This window comes from Paucilactobacillus oligofermentans DSM 15707 = LMG 22743 (genome assembly GCF_001434315.1).
In the GTDB taxonomy this organism is placed as follows: domain Bacteria; phylum Bacillota; class Bacilli; order Lactobacillales; family Lactobacillaceae; genus Paucilactobacillus; species Paucilactobacillus oligofermentans.
Genome location: NZ_AZFE01000030.1, coordinates 57,464 through 76,535, shown reverse-complemented (window position 1 = coordinate 76,535; position 19,072 = coordinate 57,464). Strand labels below are relative to the sequence as shown.

20 protein-coding genes are annotated in these 19,072 nt (G+C 33.1%); 15 read left to right on the top strand and 5 right to left on the bottom strand.

The annotated features are described in order from the left end of the window. The first annotated feature begins 128 nt into the window (after positions 1-128). The 5 genes from galE (at position 129) to FC70_RS09130 (ending at position 8,003) form a co-directional block, all read left to right on the top strand. Entirely contained in the window at positions 129-1,115 is a 987-nt protein-coding gene (gene galE, locus FC70_RS03115; protein ID WP_057889554.1) for a UDP-glucose 4-epimerase GalE, read from the top strand. Further along, positions 1,108-1,785, top strand: coding sequence for a hypothetical protein (locus tag FC70_RS03110; protein WP_145980466.1), 678 nt, complete (start codon positions 1,108-1,110; stop codon positions 1,783-1,785). Before galE ends, FC70_RS03110 begins: the two co-directional genes overlap by 8 nt. A gap of 101 nt (positions 1,786-1,886) precedes the next feature. Further along, positions 1,887-5,456, top strand: coding sequence for a SpaA isopeptide-forming pilin-related protein (locus FC70_RS03105; RefSeq protein WP_057889552.1), 3,570 nt, complete (start codon positions 1,887-1,889; stop codon positions 5,454-5,456). Between the two features lie 139 nt (positions 5,457-5,595). Further along, entirely contained in the window at positions 5,596-6,522 is a 927-nt protein-coding gene (locus FC70_RS03100; protein ID WP_057889551.1) for a hypothetical protein, read from the top strand. Positions 6,523-6,615: 93 nt separating this feature from the next. After that, positions 6,616-8,003, top strand: a protein-coding gene (locus tag FC70_RS09130) for an IS3 family transposase (protein WP_157045248.1) whose coding sequence is annotated in 2 segments (ribosomal slippage) — positions 6,616-7,069 and positions 7,069-8,003 — 1,389 coding nt in all. Because the reading frame shifts where the segments join, the coding sequence is not laid out codon by codon here. 41 nt (positions 8,004-8,044) lie between these two features. Here the strand turns inward: FC70_RS09130 and FC70_RS03085 are convergent. After that, entirely contained in the window at positions 8,045-8,779 is a 735-nt protein-coding gene (locus tag FC70_RS03085; protein ID WP_057889548.1) for a DUF554 domain-containing protein, read from the bottom strand. Positions 8,780-8,951: 172 nt separating this feature from the next. Here FC70_RS03085 and FC70_RS03080 point away from each other — a divergent pair, with 172 nt between their 5' ends. From FC70_RS03080 to lpdD, 4 genes are all read left to right on the top strand, one after another. Beyond that, on the top strand, positions 8,952-9,833 hold the full coding sequence (locus FC70_RS03080) for a LysR family transcriptional regulator (protein WP_057889547.1): 882 nt from the start codon (positions 8,952-8,954) through the stop codon (positions 9,831-9,833). Between the two features lie 108 nt (positions 9,834-9,941). Then, complete coding sequence (locus FC70_RS03075) at positions 9,942-11,417, top strand: UbiD family decarboxylase (protein ID WP_057889546.1); 1,476 nt, start codon at positions 9,942-9,944, stop codon at positions 11,415-11,417. A 77-nt stretch (positions 11,418-11,494) separates the two neighbouring features. After that, on the top strand, positions 11,495-12,100 hold the full coding sequence (locus FC70_RS03070) for a UbiX family flavin prenyltransferase (RefSeq protein ID WP_057889545.1): 606 nt from the start codon (positions 11,495-11,497) through the stop codon (positions 12,098-12,100). Between the two features lie 7 nt (positions 12,101-12,107). Beyond that, positions 12,108-12,503, top strand: a complete 396-nt coding sequence (gene lpdD / locus FC70_RS03065) for a prenylated flavin chaperone LpdD (protein WP_057889544.1) — start codon at positions 12,108-12,110, stop codon at positions 12,501-12,503. Between the two features lie 52 nt (positions 12,504-12,555). On the opposite strand, the gene FC70_RS03060 is transcribed toward lpdD, so the two are convergent. The 3 genes from FC70_RS03060 to FC70_RS03050 all read right to left on the bottom strand — a co-directional run bounded on the left by FC70_RS03060 (position 12,556) and on the right by FC70_RS03050 (position 14,338). After that, the gene (locus tag FC70_RS03060; RefSeq protein WP_057889543.1) at positions 12,556-13,509 is read right to left on the bottom strand and encodes a peptidylprolyl isomerase; all 954 of its coding nucleotides are present in this window, start codon (positions 13,507-13,509) and stop codon (positions 12,556-12,558) included. A 149-nt stretch (positions 13,510-13,658) separates the two neighbouring features. Beyond that, positions 13,659-13,904, bottom strand: a complete 246-nt coding sequence (locus FC70_RS03055) for a hypothetical protein (protein WP_057889542.1) — start codon at positions 13,902-13,904, stop codon at positions 13,659-13,661. Between the two features lie 5 nt (positions 13,905-13,909). Further along, entirely contained in the window at positions 13,910-14,338 is a 429-nt protein-coding gene (locus FC70_RS03050) for an HIT family protein (protein WP_057889541.1), read from the bottom strand. Positions 14,339-14,474: 136 nt separating this feature from the next. Between FC70_RS03050 and FC70_RS03045 the strand changes: the two genes are divergently transcribed. Genes FC70_RS03045 through trmB form a run of 3 tightly spaced genes read left to right on the top strand, consistent with a single transcriptional unit; the run spans position 14,475 to position 17,079 of the window. Next, positions 14,475-15,212 carry an ABC transporter ATP-binding protein gene (locus FC70_RS03045; RefSeq protein ID WP_057889540.1) on the top strand — a complete coding sequence of 246 codons (738 nt, stop codon included), beginning with the start codon at positions 14,475-14,477 and terminating at the stop codon, positions 15,210-15,212. Continuing rightward, positions 15,205-16,416, top strand: a complete 1,212-nt coding sequence (locus FC70_RS03040) for an ABC transporter permease (protein ID WP_057889539.1) — start codon at positions 15,205-15,207, stop codon at positions 16,414-16,416. The genes FC70_RS03045 and FC70_RS03040 overlap by 8 nt, the downstream gene beginning before the upstream one ends. A 12-nt stretch (positions 16,417-16,428) precedes the next feature. Further along, positions 16,429-17,079, top strand: coding sequence for a tRNA (guanosine(46)-N7)-methyltransferase TrmB (trmB, locus tag FC70_RS03035; RefSeq protein WP_057889538.1), 651 nt, complete (start codon positions 16,429-16,431; stop codon positions 17,077-17,079). A gap of 67 nt (positions 17,080-17,146) precedes the next feature. On the opposite strand, the gene FC70_RS03030 is transcribed toward trmB, so the two are convergent. After that, entirely contained in the window at positions 17,147-17,476 is a 330-nt protein-coding gene (locus FC70_RS03030; RefSeq protein ID WP_057889537.1) for a PepSY domain-containing protein, read from the bottom strand. A gap of 145 nt (positions 17,477-17,621) precedes the next feature. On the opposite strand from FC70_RS03030, the gene FC70_RS03025 reads away from it, so the two are divergent. From FC70_RS03025 to FC70_RS03015, 3 genes are all read left to right on the top strand, one after another. Further along, entirely contained in the window at positions 17,622-17,939 is a 318-nt protein-coding gene (locus tag FC70_RS03025; protein ID WP_057889536.1) for a thioredoxin family protein, read from the top strand. A gap of 64 nt (positions 17,940-18,003) precedes the next feature. After that, the gene (gene ytpR, locus FC70_RS03020; protein WP_057889535.1) at positions 18,004-18,642 is read left to right on the top strand and encodes a YtpR family tRNA-binding protein; all 639 of its coding nucleotides are present in this window, start codon (positions 18,004-18,006) and stop codon (positions 18,640-18,642) included. Between the two features lie 33 nt (positions 18,643-18,675). Next, entirely contained in the window at positions 18,676-19,053 is a 378-nt protein-coding gene (locus tag FC70_RS03015) for a hypothetical protein (protein ID WP_057889534.1), read from the top strand. Positions 19,054-19,072 lie beyond the last annotated feature (19 nt).

Sequence of the window (19,072 nt, the reverse complement as noted above, 5' to 3'; positions counted from 1 at the left end):
GACGTTTTGTTTTAGTAGCATTATTATTATATACATATAATTTTTAACTATACATATAAGTTGTTACTAAAAAAGATAATAACATTTTCTAATCAGATAGCAAGTTAATAAATGGGAGGAGTTAAATAATGACTAGAAAGGTTTTAATTACTGGCGGTGCTGGATATATTGGATCGCATACAGCAAAAGAGTTGTTGAATCAGGGATACATAGTAATTATTGTTGATAACTTAGTTAGTGGTTCAATAGAGGCAGTTGACCCTCGGGCAACATTTTATGAAGTCGATATTACAAATGATAAAAATTTTTCTAAAATATTAGCTAAAGAAAATGTTGATGCAATTATGCATTTTGCATGTGCAATTCTGGAAAGTAATAGTGATGATAATCCTGCAAAATATTATGAGGGAAACGTTTATGAGATGACCAAAGTTTTAACAACAATTGCTAACTTTGGTATAAATAAAATTATGTTTGCATCAACTGCTTCAGTTTATGGAAATAATAGTTCCACTACAAAAGCGACAGAAAACACGTTAGTTACACCAATTAGTTCATACGCTGAAACCAAATATGCGGCAGAGCGGTTATTATATTGGATGAGTAAAAAAAATGGTTGGAATTATGTTATTCTTCGTTATTTCAATGTTGCTGGTGCTGAAATGGACGGTAGTAATGGATTAAGAACTAAAAATACAACTAATATAATTTCAAATATCAATAAAGTAGAATTAGAGCAAGAAAAAGAGCTTGAAATTTTTGGTGATAATTATCCGACTGAGGATGGAACATGTATTAGAGATTATATTCATATTTTAGATTTAGTAAAAGCTAATACACTAGGAATAAAATATTTATTTGAAACAAATGAATCTAATTTATTCAATTTGGGTAGTGATAAAGGCTTTTCAGTTAAAAATATTGTTGATCGGGCTGATGAGTTAACTGGTAAAAGTATTTTATATCGCTATGTTAATCGTCGTAACGGTGATCCAGTCAGTATAGTTGCAGATTCTGAAAAAGCAAAAAGTATTTTAAATTGGGAAACAAAATATTCAATGGATGACATTATTAGTTCGGATTTTAATTGGCAGAAAAAGAATAAAAATGGATGAGAGAATGGATAACTTTAATAAAGATTGGTTATCAAAGTCGGAAGATTTTGGTAATCCAGATGATTTAAGAGATATTTTAAAAGAAATTAAAATGGGGACTATTGAATTATTAAATGATCCTGAGTGTCCACAAATATATGAACTTGAGTTTATGGAAAAACAATTACTTCTAAATGAAAATGAATTCTTTGAATTTATAGATCAATCTAAAAATTTAAGTACTGAATTTACTAAAATTAAATATGTTTTTTTTACAAAATTAAATCAAGGCATTATGTATTATAACGGAAATCCAATTGAAGTTAATCTCAATAATTTGAAAAAGCCGATTCATTTAAATCTTTCAAAATATCGAAAAAGAGGCATTAAAATTTCATTAACTATGGATTACTATCCAAATGAAAATATATGGATACAGGTGAAAAAAAGTAATCAAGTACTATATATGGCTTTTAAATTAAAAGTTGATGCCGTTGGTGATCTTGATTTAATTTGGAATAAAGATATAAACAAAAGTGTTGATATAGAAAATTTTGAAGAGGGACTTTGTAAATCGAAATTAGGACCTTGGTTGGTTGGAAATACTTTAGTGTGTGGGGAAATTGAAAATGATGAATTAACCGGTGTTCGTTTGATATTTAATATTAATATTAAATCTGATGCTAATTGATCCATTGATTTTAAAAGTATTCAGTTAGGGGGTGATGATAAAGATTATATTTGTTAATTTTTATCAGAGTTTAAAAGAAATATATTTTGGAGGAGCAGAAGATGAATAAGGTAAGATCGTGGTTTATGACGATTTTAATTTTGGCTGGAGTTACTGCGAGTAGTGGGGTTATTGTAGCTGATGCTATCTCAGCGGTAGCTCCAGATACATATTTATCATCAGAAGTAATGATAAAGGATGATGAGAATAACAACGTTACATATGGTGGCGATAAAACTATTTATGAGCATTTGGAAACGAAAGCTGATAGTCCAACAATTAGTGGTGCTTATTCAGTTATTAAGTTGGCAAAAAATCGATTTAAAGCCCCAGTAGTTAGTGATACTACTAATAATGATAATTATATTTTGCGATCTGACGTAGATGTCACAAGTGATCCGAATAATTATTTGATTAAATTGTATTATAAAGAAATCCCGGCAGCAGGTATTGATGTTAAAGTACCATTTGTAGTTCATACATTAAAAATGTCGAACGATTCTAGTTTCCCTATTAGTGATAAAACCTACGATAATCAAGGAAATATTCTTAGTAATGGGTCGGACTTAACTCTTAAGTACGTACTTGCAAATCCAGTATTGTTTATTAGGGAGACGAACAAAGTAGTCTCAGAAAAAATAGTTTCTGAAACTGACAATACGCTGACTAAAGAGGTGCCAGGAATATTAATTAATACTTTTGGAGGAAGTTCAGCTGGTACAAGTACGGTTGATAATAGAACTTTTAAAGTTAGCATTAAGTTACCAGATGATTATAAGTTTGATGATACTTTTGATTATAGTAACGATTCAGACAGTAACGTTTGGAAATATGATGCTAAAAATAATACCGCTAGTTATACCAATGCACCCAATAGTGATGGAACACATACATGGAATTGGGTTAGTTTACCAGTAACGGCAAAGGTTGGAGCTAAGGTAAATGAAAAAGAAAAAATCGAAGGGAAGATTACAGTAGTTGGTAATGATACTGACGTAATTTCAAACAGTTCAAGTACAATCAAACTAGAAAAAAAGAAAGTGGTTTATGTTCCAGGTGAAGCTGGTAAAGGTTTTGTTGCATATGAAGGCGATAATTCAACAAATAATACGATAACATCTGATACAAAAAAATTGAAATTATCTGGAAGCTTATATGCAACTGGTAATTTTCTCAACGGTGGGACAGCTACTTCAAAAATGAGTGAGTATGTTGATAAAATTGTTGATGAACCGCAATCAGATATTGACGTTTCAAATTTGTATAACGATGATAAAGCTAAATCAACCATAAATAATGGTGATTATTCGATCTATAATCAAATTTCGCTAAAAGGGAAAGTTAGTGCAGATACTAAGGCAGATGTTGAAAAAAATACTGTGACCGTCGAATATACAGATGGAACAACTGAGGTAATCAGAAATCTTAACGCTTCAAGCGATGTTTATAATTTTAATCTGGATTCAAAAATAGTAAAAAGAGTGACATTAAAATTTGATAATCCGGTTCATGTAACTGATACAGATGGTTATAATCTATCGGTTGATTTGTCAGGAAGTATGACGGAGTCGACCGCTAAAAAAATTGTTAATTCTGATTATTTAAAAATATCGGTAAAAAATAATGTAACGGTTTATTATGACAATCCTAATGGAAGTCAAAGATTATCTACTTATCAAGCTAATACTCCAGTAAAAAAGAAAGTTCCTAGTGTTACTAATACCAATCGAGATTGGGCCTCAGTTGATACCGGTGATATGTTACCAGGTGGAACAGTTAATGCTTCAGCCTCATATGAAGTTAAAAATATTGAATCTTTGCAGGACAAAGATAAAGTTCTAAAAAACGGGAAAATGTTCTTCCTTGTTGATACTGGAGTTAAGTTAGGTGATCCTAGTAAAATTGATGGTTTAACCAATGTCCAAGTTGATTATAATTATAAAAACACTGGTAAAACCGCAATTTATGGTGATATTACTAATGGAGATTTAAGTAGCAGTAGTGAAAATACAACTGAATTAAATTATACAATTCCACTAACAAATACTAACGCGTTGGATAAAGGTAATCATGACTTTGAAGCATACCTGGTATTTGATAATAATGGACTAGATTCATACAATCTTAACGAAATAAAGAAGAGTGGAAATTTTGAAACTGCGAATTTAGATAATTATCAATCAAATACTAATTGGGATATTGATAATCATAACTTATATGATAGTACTGAAAATCATGAGGCATTTTTGGGCGAACATGAAACATTTTCTTTTACCCCAAGCGCTGCTTTAACTGCGACTAGTCTAGTTGAACAGGGGACAAACTCTGATAATTGGGTTGAAGATACCGGTAAAATTGCTAGTAAACCGGGCAATGATTTTACTTATTTATTAAAAACTAGTAATTATAGTATGAATCAAGATTTCAATAACGTTGATGTTATTGATGTGTTACCTATGGTTGGTGATAAGTACATCACAGATAGTACTAAGAATCGTGGATCTGAATTCTCGGTTGGATTGAAACAAGCCGTGCAGGATGTGCCAAAAGGTTATCATATTACATATTCAACTGATACCCCTAAGAATGAATATGCAGATAATCAATCTGCTAATTGGTCCAATTCAGTAATCGATTGGAGTAAAGTTACCATGGTTCGTTTACAAGCAGATTCAGGAACAACGCTTGCTCATGATAAATCGGTGTCGGTTAAAATTAATGTTATTACCCCAAAAAATATTGATTATAAAACTGATTTAGTAACTAATAATACCTATGCAGTTTCTGGTAAAACAATCGATTTAAAATCTGTATTAGTGGAATCTAATAAAGCTGTTATTCGTACAGTTGGCGTTGATCAAGTAGTTGGAACCGGATCAATGCAAATTAATAAAACTGATGCAGCGGATGCTAATAAACATTTGGCAGGAGCATCATTTAAAATAACTAGTTATGATGGCACGGTTAAAACGGGTACTACTAATAAGTCAGGAGTATTAGATGTCACTGATTTAACGGCTGGAACTTATAAAGTGATTGAAACACAAGCACCAACAGGCTATCAGTTAGATTCCACTGAACAAGTGGTTGAAATAACTACTAATAAAACTTCTAACGTAATGTTTTTAGATCGACGTGAAGTAGTTATCCCCAAAACCGGTAGTTTGAAAATAATAAAGGTAGCTGAACAAGATAAGACTAAAAAGTTAGCAGGTGCCCATTTTAATATCGTTGATGAAAATGGTAAAACACAACAAGCAATTACTAATAGTGATGGCGAAATTAATTTAGACAATTTAACTACTGGGAATTATGAAGTCACTGAAACTCAAGCTCCAATTGGATATACGTTAAATTCGACTAATAATCGAGTTACGGTAACAAATGATCAAACAACAACTTTAATGATTAGCAATAAGTTAACAGATAAACCAGTCATTCCCGCAAACCCAATAGTTCCAGGGAAAGATATACCAACGAAGTCAACTGTTGTAGTTCAAAAAAATGATAAAGGAAAATTGCCGCAAACTGGTGAACAGATTATTTCTGATTATACGTTACTAATCTTTATGATATTAACAAGTATTGCTGGTGCATGGATGCTGTATCAATATCGAATTGAAAAGCATTAAAATTATCCAAAAGGTATTACAAAGGTAATAGGACGTGTGTACGTAATCTAAGTACAATAACAACGTGCATGTTAATAATAATTAAGTCCAGATCCTTAAGACTTTAAAAGGTGGTAAATATTACTTTGGAGGATTTATTGTGTATAAAAAGTTATTAATGTTATTTGGAGTACTCGCTTTATCTGTAACGCTTACTGCGTGTTCCGCAGGACAAAAAGCAGGTAAATATAGAGTCTATGATACAAAAATTACAAAAGTATCTAATTATGAACAAGGTGATTGGATTATTAAAGGAACAACGGAAGCACCAGATGGCGCCAAAATTATGATTACACCAACCAAAAAAGCGGCATTTGATTACAAGAGAAATGGAGGATATAATGCTAACTATTCATGGGCTAAAGCAAAAGATGGGAAATTCAAGGTTATTGCAGATGGGATATATTTACCTGATCTCGATAAAGAAGATGCTGGTGACAAGGTTAAGGTTAGAATCTTTGCGGTGACAGGTTTAAAAACGTCGTTTAGTAAAATGACCAGGATTCCGAAATCAATTTTAAAAACTGTTAAAGAAAACTTTGAAACTTATAATTTGAAAATTACTAAAAAGCAAGCTGATTACTTCGATTCATTAGATGACGATTTAGATGATACATATGATTCGGATGAAGATTATGAAGATACTGAGGATTTGGAGGCTGCTTTAGGAGCAATTACGACTGGTGTTGAATATCAGGCAGTTACTTACGATCAATTAGCTCGTACGCCAGATAACTTTAAATATAAGCCAGTAACAGTTTCTGGAAAGGTTACTCGACTTGAAAATTCAACAAAGGGAGCTGTTGTTTTATTATCACAAGATGATAATGACAATTCTCCAGTTATGGTAAGCATTCCAACTTCATATATGCCTACTAATGGTAAAATTCTTGAAGGTGATGAATTAACTATTTGTGGATATAGCAGTGGTACTCAAAAATATGATGATACTGATGGAACAACTAGTGAAGTACCGTTAATATTTGTAAGTAAAATAACTGTTGATAATGGTCAGGCTACAAGTTAAAACCAATACATAATGAAAAAGCATCGTTAGATTTTTATCTAACTGAAGTGAACCCCCGGTATTGGACCAAAATCCAATATCGGGGGTTTTATATTGACCAAGTATTCTAAAACATTAAAGGTGAAAGTTGTTCAGGAATATCTTTCATCATCGTCAGGTTACAAATTATTATCAAAGAAATATGGAATTAAAAGTGAATCTTTGGTTTCTTCTTGGGTGCAACGTTATAAGGCCTTTGGCCTAAATGGCCTTGATATTCTATCTCCAAAGAAATCTTTTGATGGTTCATTCAAGCTGAATGTTTTAAAATGGATGAAAACGAATAAGGCTTCTTATCCGAAAACTGCACTTCATTTTAATATCTCAAATGTCGGAACTATTTGGCAATGGCAACATACGTGGGAGATTGAAGGTGCTGATGCCTTATATCGTTCCAAAGTACGGCAAACAATTATGTCAGCTGATAAACAATCGAAGAAAAAGCAACAAACTGAATTAGAACGGCTTAGAGAAGAAAATGAATTACTACAGATTGAGAATGAATACTTAAAAAAATTAAGAGCCTTAGTCCAGGAAGAAGAAGCCAAAAAGCACAAATCATCAAGGAACTAAGGCTTAAACATAAATTAGTTAAAATTTTGCAAGTCGTCGGTATGGCTAAGAGTACCTATGAATACATTATTAGTCATGAACCAGACGGTTCATCCAACAATGATAAACAAGTTATTAAACAATCAATTCAAATGATTAAAAAGAAACATCCGGCATATGGTTATCGTCGTGTAACTGGTGAATTACGCCGAATGAATTTCTTAGTAAATCACAAAAAAGTGCTAATCTTAATGCGTGAAATGCAGTTACTTTCTTCCGCATTTAACAAACGTACCCGTAAGTATAATTCATATAAGGGTACTGTTGGTACCGTTGCTAAGAATTTGATTAACCGCCGATTCTTTACAAATCGACCTTATCAAAAATTAGTGACAGACGTTACTGAGATCCGTTGGGGAGGCAAAACGATTGATGAGCGTGCCTATTTTACATGTATTTATGATTTATTTTCAGGTGAAATTCTAGGACATCAAATTAGTAAACATCCAACTGTTCAATTTACAACAACCGTTTTAAAACAAGCAGTTAAGAAAATCCCTAAGGATTTAAAATACCGGACTACGGTCCACTCAGATCAAGGATTTCAATATCAATATCAACATCAAGATTGGGTTAATATTTTAAAAGAACATCGTATTTTTCAAAGTATGTCTCGCAAAGCAACTTGTTTAGATAATGCAACAATGGAAAGCTTTTTTCATATTATGAAAGCTGAGGCTTTTTATCAAAAAGAAACCGATACCTATGAAACGTTAGTTTCACAAATATCGGTTTGGATAAATGATTACAATTTTTCTAGAATTAAAACAAAACTGGGTTATAAAAGTCCGGTTGAATATCGAATTTTTACAACCCAGAAAGTCGCTTAAAGTTTCGTCCAATATTTGGGGTTCACTTCAAACGATGCTTTTTATTTCATTAACAATGGCGCTATCCAATTAGTCCAAGCCCAACTAATTGGCATAACAACAATCATTGCCGGAATCATATCCGCAATTGGAAACATTTTAATTTTAGCCATTCTAAATCCTGTAGCCAGCATTAAAAATCCGCCAGCCGCTTTGAAATCAAGGATCATATCTGGTGTGGTAAGTGGATAAATAAATTGGGCCAGTATGAATAGAATGAAAAATAAAATGAATTGGGGAATTGCAATACTTGAGACAACAAAGCCTAAGTTGGCAGCAAAGATAGCAGCCGTAAAGAAATCAAGAATTGATTTAGAAATTAAAATTGTTGCATCCCCAGTCATTCCATTAGTAAGCGAGCCATAAATTCCAGTTCCACTCGCACAAAATAATACGATAACAGTAACCAATGTTGAGGTGAACTCGGTCTCTGACAGTTCAGAATTATTATTTTTAATAACTCTAGAAATACCAGCTTGCATTAATTGAGCACCTTTGTTAATTTGTTTACCAAGATGAATGGTTAGCCCTAATGCAGTACCTAAAATTATTGCAAAAATTACCGCCGCCATATTTTTCATAGGTGCAATCGCATAAATCCCCATTCCCATTGAACAAATTCCAAAAATCAGATTGATTTGGGTTTTAAAGTTAGCAGAGATTATTTTTCCACCAAGGGCACCGAAAATACCACCAAATAAAATTGAAAGTGAATTAATAATTACACCAGTTGGCATAATTAGCCTCCTTAAAGTTTATCGAAATATATTTTTAATAACGAGATTTAGTTTATCAAAAGTAGTAAGTTTAAAACAATTCACTTTATGTCGATATATATTCTAATTTGGAATAATATATGATATAAAAGTTAGCTAAAGCCAAACAATTATTGGAGGCAGTAAGTTTAAAATGGATATTCAAAAGTTAAAAGCATTTGTTGATTTAGCTGGAACCCTTAGTTATACCGAAACTGCCGAACGACTTTTTACAACCCAAGCGACTATTTCAAAGCAAATTATCGCATTGGAAAAGGAACTAGGTGTAGTATTATTTGATCGTCAACATCGATCCATTAAAATTACAGAAAATGGAAATTTATTATTAAAATATGCAAGTCAAATTACTGACTTAGAAACTAAAATGCGTGAAGCTATTATAAAAAAGCAACATGATCAATCACTAGATTTAACGATTAAGACAATTCCATCGATATCTAATTACAAGGCATTAGAACTTATTAGTGCCTTTCATCAAGTGTATCCAGAAGTTAATTTACATATTTCAGAAGCCGAAAGTTATGAATTGATTCCAGCATTGAAGAGAGTCGAAGCTGACGTTATTTTTATGCGAACTTTTAATATTAACAAAATCGAATTTGAAATGGTCATCAGTGAGACCGATGAATTTGTAGTTGTAGTACCAAAAAACCATTATTTGGCACAGTTCAAAGACATTAATATCTCAAATTTAAAAGATGAAAGTTTTTTAATGTTAAGTAAGGAAACAAACTTATATGCACCAATTATGAAATTAATTCAATCGGTTGGATTTACCCCCAAAGTTATCTATGAAGGAAAACGAATTGATTTAGTTTTAAAATTTATTAATCAAGGGATGGGAATCTCGATTATGATGAATAAAACTGTTGATTTAAGAGATTATCCGGAGTTAGTTAAAGTACCATTAGTTCCCAAAGTAGCAAGTAAATTAGCTTTTGTCCGACGAAAAGGTGATAATACGGGGACTGCCACAGATAAGTTTTGGAATTTTTTACAAACTTATGAAGCTTGATAAGCTGACAAATTCCAAAATGGAATATTAACGGTAATATGTTGAATTGTTTGAGATGTAATTTCGTATGATACTAATCAATGAAAATTGAGATGGAGGAATTCGATTATGTCTAAACAAAAATATGATTTACGAAAAGTTATTGAAGAATTAAAACAAATTCCTGGTCAGTATCATGAAACGGATAAAGCGATTGATCCAGAAGCTGAGTTGTCAGGTGTTTACAGATATATTGGTGCTGGTGGGACAGTTAAACGTCCAACACAAGAAGGACCAGCAATGATGTTTAATAATGTGAAAGGATTTGGAAAGTCGCGCGTTTTAATTGGTATGTTAGCAAGTCGTAAGCGTGTAGGCATGATACTTCATCATGATTATAAGACATTAGGTAATATGCTCAATGAAGCGGTTATGAATCCAGTTGTACCAATTAAAGTGGATAAAAATGCTGCGCCAGCACAAGAAGTTGTTCATTTGGCGACTGATGCCGATTTTGATATTCGTAAGTTATTAGCTGCGCCAACTAATACTGCATATGATGCTGGTCCATATATTACGATGGGATTAGTGCGGGGCTCTTCACCAGATCAATCAATGCACGATGTAACTATTCATCGGATGGTTTTAGAGGATAAAGATACAATTGGAATGTATATAATGCCAGGAGGACGACATATTGGCCATTTCTTAGAGCAGTATGAAGCAATTAATCGGCCGATGCCCATTACCATTAATATCGGAATGGATCCAGCTATTCCATTAGCGGCAACATTTGAGCCACCTACGACACCACTGGGCTATGATGAGTTATCCATTGCGGGGGCATTACGTGAGGAACCAATAGAATTAGTTGATGGTATCGTTGTAAAAGAAACAGGCTTAGCTCGCTCTGAATGGATTATTGAAGCTGAAATCTTGCCAAATACAAAAATGCAAGAAGATATTAATACTAATTCTGGTTATGCAATGCCAGAATTTCCAGGATATAATGGTAAAGCTAATCCAGCTGTGAATGTTGTTAAAATAAAAGCGGTGACACATCGAAAGGATAATCCCATTGTTATGACGACGATTGGACCTTCTGAAGAGCACGTTTCGATGGCGGGAATTCCAACTGAAGCTTCAATTTTAAACTTAGTTGACAAAGCAATTCCAGGTAAGGTTAAAAATGTCTATAATGCACCTGCTGGCGGTGGTAAGTTAATGACTATTATGCAGATTCATAAGGACGATATTAATGATGAAGGAATTCAACGACAAGCCGCATTGTTAGCATTTTCAGCATTTAAAGAATTAAAAACTGTAATTTTAGTTGATGAAGATGTTGATATTTTTGACATGAATGATGTCATGTGGACGATTAATACCCGTTTTCAAGCGGATAAAGATATTATGGTGCTAGAGGGATTACGTAATCATCCATTAGATCCATCAGAATTACCTGAATATGATCCAGCTAGAATTCGTACGCGTGGGATGAGTTCTAAGTTAGTGCTTGATGGAACATTTCCATATGATATGAAAGATAAATTTGTACGTGCCCCATTTAAAGAAGTTTCAAATTGGAAAGATTATTTAAAATAGAATCTGTTTTTATAAAAATATAAAACTAACCTCTTATCTTTTATGAGGTTAGTTTTTTAAAAGAAGGGATATTGGCTATGAAAAAAATTGTGATCGGCATTACAGGCGCATCTGGAATAATTTATGGAATATCACTTTTACAAGCGCTACATAGTAATTCAGATGTAGAAACTCATTTAGTTATGAGTAAATGGGCAAAAGAAAATTTAGCAATTGAATCAACCGGATATTCTTTAAAAGAAGTGAAGGATTTGGCTGATTATGTTTATGATGAGCAGGATATGGGGGCCAAGATTGCTAGCGGATCATTTCAACATGATGGAATGGTTGTGGTTCCAGCCAGTATGAAATCGCTAGCTGCAATTGCTATTGGATTAGGAGATACACTAATTGGTCGTGCAGCTGACGTGACCTTAAAAGAGAACCGCCTATTGATTGTGGTTCCACGTGAATCTCCCTTTAATCAAATTCATTTGGAGAACATGTTAAAGTTATCTAAAATGGGTGTAGAAGTAATTCCACCAATTCCTGCTTTTTATAATAATCCCCAAACTATTAATGATATTGTTAATCATAATACGATGAAGTTATTAGACCATTTGCATATAAAAAATGATCAAAGCTTACGTTGGGATGGAATGGTAAATGCAAAAAAATTAATACGACAAACACAACAAAGGTGATGATATTATGCAAATTATCTTTAGTGAAAAGCAGTCAGATTATCAGATAACGGCTAAACTCGAACGTGAGGGACAAGATATATTAATTCAATTAGTTGGTGGAGATGTTCCACATTTTGGTGTGGTAACTGGAGTTAATGAAAATAATTTACTTTATGATATTCAAATGCCAAGCCGAAAAGGTCATGTACATCAAGAAACGGTATTAACTCATGAAATGATTAAAATAATTCAACCGGTAATTCAAGGTAATGTATTTATTGTTAGTGGGGTGCATGTTAATAATATTTCTAAAATTCAGATGCAGGCGGCCTTTGAAATGGTCGAAAAGTTAGCACAAAAAGTTAAAGAGTGGATTATTGATAATCCAGGAAAACAACAAGTAGAACATTTTGCTAACTAAAAAGAGTAGCCACGATATTAATTTATCGTAACTACTCTTTTTAATTTACATATTATTCACTATCAGAACTGCTTGATGCACTAGTACTTGTAGTAGTACTTGTTGTACTAGATGATGAAGAAGATGATGTTAGGTAATCATCAAGGATGCTCTTCAAATCGCTATCTTTGATAGAAACATTACCCTTCTTTAAGACCTTAGAAACAACGTTGTGTAACTTAGTACTGTTACTCATGTTAGCTGTAACAATTTGGTCTTTCAAGTTGTTAAGGTTTGACTTCTTAGTTCCCTTAGCAGGATGTTTGATCATATAGATGATTTCATAACCATCACTAGTTTTAACAGCTGAAGTAGTATATTCACCAGTCTTCAACTGGAAGGCGGCTTTACGATACTTACTTTGAAGAGTGGTGTCAGTATTATCAAAGGCTGATAATTTACCACCAGTACTTGCAGTTGTTGTATCAGTTGATTTGCTCTTAGCAAGTTTCTTAAATGTTGACCACTTCTTATCAGCAGAAGCTGCATTTAACTTGTCAATTACAGCGTTAGCATCGTCTTCGCTAGCAACTAAGATATGAGCAGTCGTAACTGAAGGTTCATATTTCTTCCATTGCTTGTCGATTTGAGCTTGTGTAATCTTGCTATAATCCTTAACGGCTTCTTTAAGAAGTAGGTTAGAACGGATTTGTTCTTTCAAACTTGAAGCAGTCATTCCACTTTGTGAAAGAACGCTACTGAATGATGAACCATATTGAGCTTTATAAACGTTATATTCTTTAGTAACAGCTGATTTTTTAACTTTGTCGCCATATTCTTTTTCAAGAACTTTGTTTAAAATCATTTGTTGAAGTACTTGTTTCCCACTAGAAGTACTCTTCATGCTACTATAATACGCACTTTCGGTAACTTTTCCCCCGCTAGTTGTGGCAACAGCTTTGTTCCCACAGGCAGCAAGCGGAATCATAATTACAAGTCCCGCTAAAATTGCAAGCCATTTTTTCATTTCGAAAACACATCCATTTCTTTTATATTGTGATACTAAAAAATCTCACCTAGACAATATACCACACTCATTAAATTCTGTGTGGTATCGGCACAAATGTTTAAAGAAAATTCATAGGTTATTCATAATTTTAGAAAAATTAGAATCAATTAAAAATTATCAAATTTTTCGGTTTCTTTGGTAATTCTTGCTTGAGCATCATTGATTCGTTTTAAAGGAACTTCATTTTTATGATTAAATTCTTCAACTGAATGATTAATTTCATTTAAGGCAGGTTCCATATTTATTAATTCTTGATTGAGATTAGTTAATGATTTTGAGACATTTTTTGATGCAGTTACAAGTTCTTTAATTGCAGTAATAAAGTTTGTAAATGGTTTAAATAGATTTTTCATCAGCATTACTCCATTTCATTAATAATTGATTGTTGAATCTTTGTATAGATATCGTTGTTGTATTTACTTGAGTTGTCTTGGAAGATCATTTTAAAGCCATCTTCATTACTATAGCGAGGGACTAAATGGAAGTGAGAGTGGAATACTGATTGGTAAGCCAGTTCACCATTATTATTCACGACGTTCATGGCTTTGATATCAGGATTAGAGGCTTTGACTGCTCGTGCAATTTTGGGAATTCTTGCAAAAACCTCACTAGCTAGTTCTTCATCATAGGCAAAGATGTCAGGAACATGTTTCTTTGGAATAACAAGCGTATGACCTGGTGTACCTTGAGAAATATCGAGGAATGCTTTCACGACGTCATCTTCATAAACGGTATAACTTGGAATTTCGCCAGCAATAATTTTACAAAAAATGCAATTTTCATCCATTTTGAGTCCTTCTTTCAATACTTATTTGTTTGAGCCTAGTATACAAAATATTTGGAGAAACTGCACCTTTTTCATCATTTTATGGATATGCTATAATGAACGAAAATCTAGAAATTTGGTAAATAGAGGAATTAGTATGACCTTAAAAGTAGAAAACATTGTGGGAGGATACTCTCAGGTTCCAGTTTTAAAAGACGTTAGTTTCAGTGTAAATGATGGTGAATTAGTCGGCTTAATCGGCTTAAATGGTGCAGGTAAGTCGACCACTATTAATCATATTATTGGTTTATTGTCGCCATTTAAAGGGCGGATTGCTATCAATGGTGTGAGCATTACTGATGATAGCGAGAAGTATAAATCACAGATTGCTTATATTCCAGAAACCCCAATTTTATATGATGAATTAACTTTAAAAGAACATCTTGAACTAACAATCACGGCATATGGGTTAGATAAAGAAAAGGCGTGGGAAAAAGCCAACCATTTATTAGAAATTTTCCGATTAGATAATAAATTAGAATGGTTCCCAGCTAACTTTTCAAAAGGAATGAAGCAAAAGGTCATGATAACTTGTGCCTTTATGACTGAAGCTAAATTATTTATTATCGATGAGCCTTTTTATGGACTAGATCCAATTGCAGTTCATGATTTATTAATGGAAATTGAAAATGTTAAAAATAACGGAGCAGCGGTCTTAATGTCAACGCATGTTCTTGATACTGCAGAAAAATATTGTGATAAGTTTGTGCTGTTGGCTAATGGCCAAGTTAAGGCAAATGGAACTTTAGATGAATTACGAGCTTTAAATGATGGTAAGGATCAAACCTTAGATGATATTTATTTATCATTAGCAAAGGATACTGACAATGGATAAACTATTTCAAACTCGCTTAAAAAAGCATTTACTAATGTTAATGAAATATTGGAAACTGGTCTTCAATGATCATTTTATTATTGCGTTGTTCTTTATGTTCGGAGCACTAGCGTATGGCTATTCGCAGGCATTGAATCAAATTAAAGCACCGGTTTGGTGGGGAAAACCCGTAATTTTAGTGATATTGTTACTAGTTATCCAACTGGGAAGATTGGCCACAATGATTGAAAAACCAGATCCAGTATTTTTATTGCCACAAACCAAGCAAATTAATCGCTATTTACAACATGCTAAAAATTATAGCTTGTTAATGGCAGTGTTAATAACGCTAGCTGGAGTTGGGGTATTGTCACCTTTTATGGCCGTTGGTGGTGGAATGAAAACTACGACAATTATATTAGTGGCAATGACTGCGGTATTAACGAAGGCTATGTGGATGAATTGGAAGTTATTATCGTTGTACGATCGTAAATGGCAACTAAGTTCATCAGTAGTTATCAGTAAATGGCTTGCTCCAGTTTTATTGTATGTAGTGTCACTATATGTAAGTTCAGTGTTAGCTCTAGTTTTAAGTATCATCGGATTAGGTTGTTCAATTTGTTTAGTGGTGAAGGCACAAGGTATTCAAGTATTGGATTGGCGCACGGCAGTAGTCGATGAGGCTAATCGGATGCAAAAAAATTATCGATTCTTTAATTTATTTACCGATGTTCCGCTAGTACAAGGAACTGTTCATCGTCGTCGTTACCTTGATTGGTTAATCAAATTACTAGGTGATCAAAAATCGACGTATGGATATTTGTTTTCTCGTGGCTTAATTCGGGGTGCAGATATTAGTGGTTTAATCGTTAGATTGACGGTTGTGGGGATGCTAATTGTCTTTTTCATTCCCCAAGGTTGGTTAAACGTAGTTATCTTTGCATTATTTATCTACCTCGTAAGCGTCCAACTGGTTTCTTTATACAGCCAATTTGATAATTCAGTGTTTGTCTACATTTATCCGGTTACTAATATTGAAAAACAAATTCAGTTTAAAAAAATTGTTACTAAGGTCTTATCAATCGTTACATTATGTTTATTGATTAGTAGTTTAACGGAAAATCCTGACTGGATAATGATGGGGATTAAATTAATTCTTGGTTTAGTTGAGATTGGGTTAATTAGTACGGTATACTTGAAAAGTCGAATACAGTCAAAAGCTTAAGTGAGGGAAACAATGAGAGTAAGAAACAAACCATGGGCATTACCTATGATTGATAAAAACCCACAATTAATTACCGCTGATGCAACTAATTTCGGTGGCAAGTGGGATGAAAAGTTTGCTAAAAAGCAACCAATTCATATCGAAGTTGGAATGGGAAAAGGTCAATTCATTATTGGCATGGCTAAAGCCCATCCAGATATTAATTTCATCGGAATTGATGTACAAGTATCTGTTGCAGCGGTTGCCTTACGTGCAGCTTTAGATGAAGAACAAACCTTAACTAATTTATTCTTGATTGCCGGTGATGGTGAAGATTTGACGGAATATTTTAATGATGGTGAAATTGATCAATTGTATCTTAATTTTTCTGATCCATGGCCAAAGACGCGTCATGAAAAGCGTCGATTAACATATAAATCATTTTTGGATACGTATAAGCAAATTTTACGTTCAGAAGGTCGAATTGAATTTAAAACTGATAATCGTGGATTATTCGAGTTTTCATTAACTAGTTTAAATAATTACGGTATGATTTTTGAAAATGTTTGGTTAGATTTACATGATAGTGATGAAAATGAAGGCAACGTTGAAACTGAATATGAACAAAAGTTCAGTGCCAAAGGTCAACCAATTTATAAATTAGCCGCTCATTTTGCTAAATAGTTTAAAATACAAAACACAGGTTATCCAAATTTTGGATAACCTGTGTTTTTTTTAATAAATTTCAAGATTAAACGCGACTTATTTTTAAGACAGTTCCGGTTTTGGCATCAGCTAAAAATTCGTAAGTAACTAGTTCATTATCTTCGTAACGAGAAATACCACCTTTGTATGCAGCGGTTTCAAAAGCAAAGTTCCGATAATTAATTAGACTACTTTCAATCCATGAACCTTCAATGGGTCCTTCTTTTTTAAATTGCTTTTTTACTTTCTTTAAGATATCGGTTGCTGACATGTTTTTATCGGCGATTTTTTTACCCGCAAAGAAACTTGAAACAATTAGGGATGTAATCCCAATGCTTAGACTGATCTTTCCAATTGATGAACTAGGTTTTGACATAATAATATCTCGCTTTATCTAATTATTGATGGTATAAACTTTTCACTCATTATGAGCGATGAAAGAAAAAAATGCAAAAGTAGTGAATTTAAAAAATAATCTTGTATAATAGTATCTTAGATAGCAAGTAGAGAGGGGAATTATCATGGAAAAATTACCTAAAATTAATCAAGCAACACTCTTAAGCCAAATTGGAGAAGGTAAGTACATGCTGTTCTTTAGTGCAGATTGGTGTTCAGATTGTAATTTTATCAAACCAAGAATGCCAGAAATCGAAGCTGAATATCCTGAATATACTTTTTTAGCTGTTGATCGTGATGAAAACATTGACCTAGCAGTTGAATTAGATGTCTTTGGAATTCCAAGCTTTATTGCTTTTGAAAATGGTAAAGAACTCGGTCGATTCGTTAATAAAGACCGTAAAACTAAAGATCAAGTTGAAGAATTCATTAATAACCTATAAAAAAATAGTTGGTTAAATTAGAAATGGCGTTAAGCGCCATTTTTTTGTGAGAAAGGGAATAGTAATGTTAATTGCAAGTTATAATCCAAAAGTATTGGGCGATATTTTAGTCGTAGTTGTTGACCAGGATGGCGAGGATCAAGTTACCGAAATTAAAGGTGACGTTGCGATTATTAAAGATGCAGCCAATCAACGATTACTTGGGCTTAACTTTTTAAATGTTAGTAAAATATTAGGCGAGCTAGATGCTAATGGACAAGTTTTCCTAACAGCAGAACAAGTTATAATCTTAAATCAATTTCTTAAAGATAATAATATTGAAGAAAGTTTAGCTTTTGATGATACACCTAAGTTTGTAGTTGGTCATGTTGACTCACTTGAAGAACATCCGAACTCTGATCATCTTCAAATTACGAAGACACGAGTTGATAATGATGAAATCGTTCAAATTGTGTCTGGTTCACCTAACATGGTTAGTGATATTCGGGTAGTGGTTGCTAAAGTTGGTGCAATGATGCCGAGTGGATTGATTATTTTTCCAGGTGAATTGCGCGGTGTTAGTAGCAATGGTATGATTTGTTCAGGTCGCGAACTAGGTATTAACAACGCACCACAAAAGCCAGGTGCATTAATTTTACCAAACGATTTTCAAGAAGTCGGACAACCGTTTGACTTTAAATTGGGTAATCTACTGTTTAAGTAGAGCCTTTTTCAATTGCAACGAGGTGAAAACAAGATGACAAGTGACTATGATGGGCCATCTTTTTCAAGAGTAGGTCATGAAAAAAATGACACAAAAGCTGGTTATGAAACTAAATTAGGTGATTTTCTGAATACATACGTTCCGCCAGTGATGAAAAAAGATGCATTTAAAAAGAAAACTAATTTTCGGTTGATTGAGAAGTTGTTATCTAAACGTCCTGATGAATACTATCTGGTAGTACCTGATGATGAGCCATTACCTGAGAATACGGTAGATTCGGAATTAGAAACGATTAAAGTTAAAGAAATAGTTAAACGTGATAATAAACAGGCCCTAGGTCATTCATTAAGCGATATCCTAGAGACTGAGAATCAAGCACAAAAACAATTAAAAATATTCAATAATAATTAAATTATTTTGAAAGAGGAAA

What these genes read in the sequence shown, in the direction of transcription:
- galE (WP_057889554.1), top strand. Translation starts at nt 129, where the DNA reads ATGACTAGAAAGGTTTTAATTACTGGCGGTGCTGGATATATTGGATCG.
- FC70_RS03110 (WP_145980466.1), top strand. Translation starts at nt 1,108, where the DNA reads ATGGATGAGAGAATGGATAACTTTAATAAAGATTGGTTATCAAAGTCG.
- FC70_RS03105 (WP_057889552.1), top strand. Translation starts at nt 1,887, where the DNA reads ATGAATAAGGTAAGATCGTGGTTTATGACGATTTTAATTTTGGCTGGA.
- FC70_RS03085 (WP_057889548.1), bottom strand. Translation starts at nt 8,779, where the DNA reads ATGCCAACTGGTGTAATTATTAATTCACTTTCAATTTTATTTGGTGGT.
- FC70_RS03080 (WP_057889547.1), top strand. Translation starts at nt 8,952, where the DNA reads ATGGATATTCAAAAGTTAAAAGCATTTGTTGATTTAGCTGGAACCCTT.
- FC70_RS03075 (WP_057889546.1), top strand. Translation starts at nt 9,942, where the DNA reads ATGTCTAAACAAAAATATGATTTACGAAAAGTTATTGAAGAATTAAAA.
- FC70_RS03070 (WP_057889545.1), top strand. Translation starts at nt 11,495, where the DNA reads ATGAAAAAAATTGTGATCGGCATTACAGGCGCATCTGGAATAATTTAT.
- lpdD (WP_057889544.1), top strand. Translation starts at nt 12,108, where the DNA reads ATGCAAATTATCTTTAGTGAAAAGCAGTCAGATTATCAGATAACGGCT.
- FC70_RS03060 (WP_057889543.1), bottom strand. Translation starts at nt 13,509, where the DNA reads ATGAAAAAATGGCTTGCAATTTTAGCGGGACTTGTAATTATGATTCCG.
- FC70_RS03055 (WP_057889542.1), bottom strand. Translation starts at nt 13,904, where the DNA reads ATGAAAAATCTATTTAAACCATTTACAAACTTTATTACTGCAATTAAA.
- FC70_RS03050 (WP_057889541.1), bottom strand. Translation starts at nt 14,338, where the DNA reads ATGGATGAAAATTGCATTTTTTGTAAAATTATTGCTGGCGAAATTCCA.
- FC70_RS03045 (WP_057889540.1), top strand. Translation starts at nt 14,475, where the DNA reads ATGACCTTAAAAGTAGAAAACATTGTGGGAGGATACTCTCAGGTTCCA.
- FC70_RS03040 (WP_057889539.1), top strand. Translation starts at nt 15,205, where the DNA reads ATGGATAAACTATTTCAAACTCGCTTAAAAAAGCATTTACTAATGTTA.
- trmB (WP_057889538.1), top strand. Translation starts at nt 16,429, where the DNA reads ATGAGAGTAAGAAACAAACCATGGGCATTACCTATGATTGATAAAAAC.
- FC70_RS03030 (WP_057889537.1), bottom strand. Translation starts at nt 17,476, where the DNA reads ATGTCAAAACCTAGTTCATCAATTGGAAAGATCAGTCTAAGCATTGGG.
- FC70_RS03025 (WP_057889536.1), top strand. Translation starts at nt 17,622, where the DNA reads ATGGAAAAATTACCTAAAATTAATCAAGCAACACTCTTAAGCCAAATT.
- ytpR (WP_057889535.1), top strand. Translation starts at nt 18,004, where the DNA reads ATGTTAATTGCAAGTTATAATCCAAAAGTATTGGGCGATATTTTAGTC.
- FC70_RS03015 (WP_057889534.1), top strand. Translation starts at nt 18,676, where the DNA reads ATGACAAGTGACTATGATGGGCCATCTTTTTCAAGAGTAGGTCATGAA.